The sequence below is a fragment of the Robinsoniella sp. genome, from assembly GCF_034124845.1.
Window position 1 is genome coordinate 1 of sequence record NZ_JAWYAJ010000124.1, and the last position, 4,591, is coordinate 4,591.

The window sequence follows — 4,591 nt, forward strand, 5'->3', positions numbered from 1 at the left end:
CTTAGTATTATAGTAATTTATGCATACATTATATAATTTTGTTTCTCCTTGTCTATATATTTGCAATTCTTTACATAACATATCAAATGGATAATTATGATAAATATAGCATTTTCTCAAATCGTCCGATATTTTTTTAAGGACCTCAAAAACAGACAATTGTTTATCCAATAAAAATCGGTAAGGCATTGTATTTACAAAATTACCAAATATTGATCTTTGTTTTCTTCCATCTCTGCCCAAAAGAGGAATTCCTATCGTGGAATCCGTAATTCTATTTTTTTTATACCTGTAAATAAAATAAGTACAGATAAAAAGCGCATTTACAGAACGGTTATTTTTCTCAAGAAAAATTTCTATCTGTTGATTCAGTATTTTGTCAATATGAAAACTTTTTCTTTTTCCATTTAATTTTCTTTCTTGTCCAATATCCAAATATGGTTCCGGAAGAGTACTAAACATATCCTTCCAAAACTTTCTCGCTTTGACTATTTTATCTGAACGGAGGGATGTTCCATATTGAGAAATATAAGTTTTATAACTGGATACATCCGGTATATACTCAGAATCATTATTTAAGTTTGATTCATATATTTTGATAATCTGGTCCGTTAAAATACTTATAGACCATCCGTCTGCTATAATATGGTGAAACTTCAGAAAATATCCAGTTTCAGATTCATTGATTTTAAATATTGCAAAATAATACAATGGCTCTGTAAACGTTTCAAATACTGTATTCATACAAATGTTAATCCAGGATTCAAAATTCTTTTCAGCATCCTTTTCGATAGAAAAATCTAAGACATCTATTTTCTGTGGCTCATATTCTCTGAAATAGATGAAAATCTTATTATCTCGCTCTAAAAAACCTGATCTTACAGCATCATTTTCACAAATAAATTGATTAATTGCTTTTTCAAGAAAAGATATATCAATGATTCCTTTTATTCTTACCGTACCTCCAATATTATATAAGGAGGAATTAGGATGTTTCTTTTGAGAATACCATATTCTTCTCTGTGCATTTGAAATTTCAAATAGTTCTTCCATCTTATCTCCTCGAGTAAATATACGTATATTTCTTAGGTCTATAAAAGTTGATGAAATTTATTAAAGAATTCTTTTTCTTTTTCTGACTGATTAATTGTTCCAAAGAAAGTGAGATATCGATTAATTTTTTTGCAGAGTTTTTTGGATAACCAGGGTGTATTTGCTTTTTCATATGTAAATTTAGCCCATCCCTCCAGGGTATCTGGAAAGCTCATTCCATATGCAACTGCAGTTTCGTACAAAGGTGTTCCCAAATAAGGGGAGAATATGAACATCAATATCTCTGTTTCCGGGTGAATACTTCTTAATTTACTTGCCAGTTCCAGTGTTCTCTTTGTATCTTCTTCCGGGTCCCATGGAAAACCTACCATAAATGAAAATGAAGGGAGAAGTCCATATTCTTTACAGCGCCGTACACACTCAATAACCTGTTCATTTTTATGGTGCTTATTAATCTTCTTTAATACATCCTGATCGCCTGATTCAATTCCGGCAATAATTCTGTATAAACCGCTCTCAATAAGAAATTCTATTTCCTTAGGCTTGTATAAAAGAAATTGCTGGACAATAATAGTGCCATCCCAGCGTATTCCCAATTTGTTTTCTTTAAATAGCTTTGCAATTTCCAAGGCTCTGTTTTTGTTAACAAAAAAATTATTATCGAAGAAATGAACTGCATCTATTTTGTGACAGCGCTTAAGGTAAGAAATATCATGACAGACATCCTCTGCCGGAAGACCATACCATTTTCCGTGATATAAAGAACCAATGGAACAAAACTTACACTGACAGCAGCATCCTCTGCTGGATTCGTATCCCAATACTCTTTGATTTCCCCATTGAGCATGTACATATCGCTCCACATCTACAGTCTTATATCCATCTGTTATATTATTTTTTAGCTGAAATGTATCATATATTTTCTCCTGTGTTTTTTTTATCTCACCATCTGGGGTTTTAAAATAAATATTTGGAACATAGTTTAATGATCTTCGATTCTTAATGCAATCAGCTACATCTACAATCTGTTCTTCCCCCGGCCCTTTGATTACAATATCTACATTCTCATGATGAATTGTCTGTTCCGGCATAAGGCTGGCATGCCATCCCCCCCACACAATTTTTATGGATTTATTATACTGCTTAATCATTCCCGCAAATTTTAATCCATTTATGATCTGATAACTAGTAATAGCGCTGATTCCAACAAGAAAACATCCATTTAATTTTTTCTCCAGGCTCCTATATTCAAAATCTTCAAGGCATTGGTCTATTACTTCCACTTCATATCCTTGGTTGACCAATTGGGCACTTAATGTGATAATGGATAAAGGCAGATCCGTGTACAACGTTTTCTTAATTTTTTCTTCCATATTTAAAAAAGACGGATATAACAATAAAACTTTATTCATGCTTTTCTCCCAATAAAAACTGTAAAGATATTTGGTTAATTACTTTTCGCAGGTCAATAAACGATATATTTTCTTTGCTAATTAATGATTGAATATGTATGCCATCACTTAATCCAGTCATGATTGTGGCAAAAGCTTTCAGCATTGGTTCCGTTATATTCGTGAGCTTTAAATAATCTCTGACCAGTCCTATAAAATGATTTATATAAAGTGAATATATAAATGCCAGCCTTTGCTTGGTATACATATCTTCTGAATTCTTTATCTCATGCCACAGATCTATATAGGTAGAAAGAGATTGTGGAAAGAAATCTGTTCCCATGGCATATCCCGTTATGAGTATTTGAATTTTTTGTTCCAGTTCCGGTTCAGATATTATTTTTTTTTCTATATCGTCCATCCAGGTTTGTGCCATATATTCTATTGCATCAAGTATTAATTCCTTTTCTCCCAGAGGAAAGTATGCATGCAGCATCCGATTCGATAAACCTGTATTATTACTTAAATTCTGAAAGGTGAATTTATTAATACCGTTTCTAAGTATTTCATTAGCCGTAATTTTTAATATTCTTTTTCGATTCATATGCATTAACTATCAAATAAAACAGTTCACAATTCAATATAAATTATATCATTTATACTGTAAACTAAATTTTATCAAGTACAACCTTCCTTATTGCATTATTTGCATAATCTGCAATATATAATATGTTTCCATCACTTACGATACCAGCTGGTATATTAAAACGTATATCCGAAACAGCTTTTTCACTATCTATATATCCTGCTTCTTTATTCCCTGCCACTGTAGAGATTATTTTATCTTTATTATTTATTTTTCTTATACAATTAGCATCAGCATCCACTATAAATAGATCTCTGTTCTGATTCAGGCACATCCAGAATGGTCCTTCCAGTTCAGCATTTACTGCTAATCCACCGTCTCCGGAATATCCCCTTCTGCCGTTTCCGCAAATTGTATTTATTATCCCTGAATGTAAATCAACACACCTTATACAGTGATTATCATAATCAGCTAAATATAATAATTTACCAACAGAATCTACACACAGGCCATAACACTTATTTAATATGGCATCAACGGCAGGACCAGAATCTCCAGCATAGCCATATTCTCCGTTACCTGCAATTGTTGTAATGATTCCGTTCGTGTCAATCTTTCTGACTACATTATTTCCATAATCATTTGTATACACATTACCATCATGATCAACAACAACTCCTCCCGGACGATTTAATAGTGCTTTTTCTGCCTGGCCATTATCACCGTAATATCCACTAACACCACACCCGGCGTAAGTTGTAATTATTCCATGTTCTATCTTTCTTATACAATGATTTCCCGTATCCGCGATGTAAAGTACTTTAGGCTTATATACTGTTACTCCGCTCGGTTTAGATAATTCAGCATTAACTGCAAGATCTTGGTCACCGGAATAACCATTCGTACCTTTTCCTGCAATAACATAAACTTTATCATTTTTTATTGTTTTTATCCGATGGTTTGAACGATCCACAAACAGTATTCCAAGCTCAGGATCCACTTCAACACCATATGGTTCTTTTATGCCAGCCGTAAACGCTTCTTCTCCATCCAGACAGTCACCACTTATGCCATTACCTATGAGCGTTGTACATATTCCAGGGCCTTTCATGATATGGAAGACCTGTTGTTTCATAAACTCAATTCGATTCCGCCCCTTTTTCTTAGCTTCTGATAATGCAATCTCAGCTTTTTTAATCAGTAAGTTACAGTTATCCTCATCCGGGTTAAAATAAGCAACTCCTATACTGACTTTTATGGGAACTTTTTGGTACGGCTCAACATCAATAAGTTTTTGTGATTTGATTTTTTTCTTTAGGTTTTGGATGATATTTGCTGCTTCATCTTCTTCACATCCACAAATAACCAGAAGAAATTCATCTCCTCCGTATCTGATAGCTATCAAGTCTTTTTCTTTATCCATTAGACATGCCATTTTCTGAAGAACTATATTACCATACCGAAACCCTATTTTTTGGTTTATATTTGAAAAAAAATCTATATCCATTATTGCAATTGTAAGACATTTTTTCTTTCGTACAACTTCTTGAATATATGAAAT

The 4,591-nt window shown here is 32.9% G+C and carries 4 protein-coding genes; all 4 read right to left on the reverse strand.

Annotated features, from left to right (window positions below; all coding sequences use genetic code 11):
- Window positions 1–1,053: condensation domain-containing protein (locus ACH2DQ_RS06000; RefSeq protein WP_395025960.1), on the reverse strand; the 1,053-nt coding region annotated here is incomplete at its 3' end.
- A 38-nt stretch (window positions 1,054–1,091) separates the two neighbouring features.
- Entirely contained in the window at window positions 1,092–2,465 is a 1,374-nt protein-coding gene (locus ACH2DQ_RS06005) for a B12-binding domain-containing radical SAM protein (RefSeq protein WP_395025962.1), read from the reverse strand.
- Complete coding sequence (locus ACH2DQ_RS06010) at window positions 2,458–3,048, reverse strand: TetR/AcrR family transcriptional regulator (protein WP_395025964.1); 591 nt, start codon at window positions 3,046–3,048, stop codon at window positions 2,458–2,460. The genes ACH2DQ_RS06005 and ACH2DQ_RS06010 overlap by 8 nt, the downstream gene beginning before the upstream one ends.
- Window positions 3,049–3,112: 64 nt before the next feature.
- Window positions 3,113–4,591, reverse strand: a 1,479-nt coding sequence (locus ACH2DQ_RS06015) for a diguanylate cyclase (RefSeq protein WP_395025966.1), incomplete at its 5' end; no start/stop codon positions are given.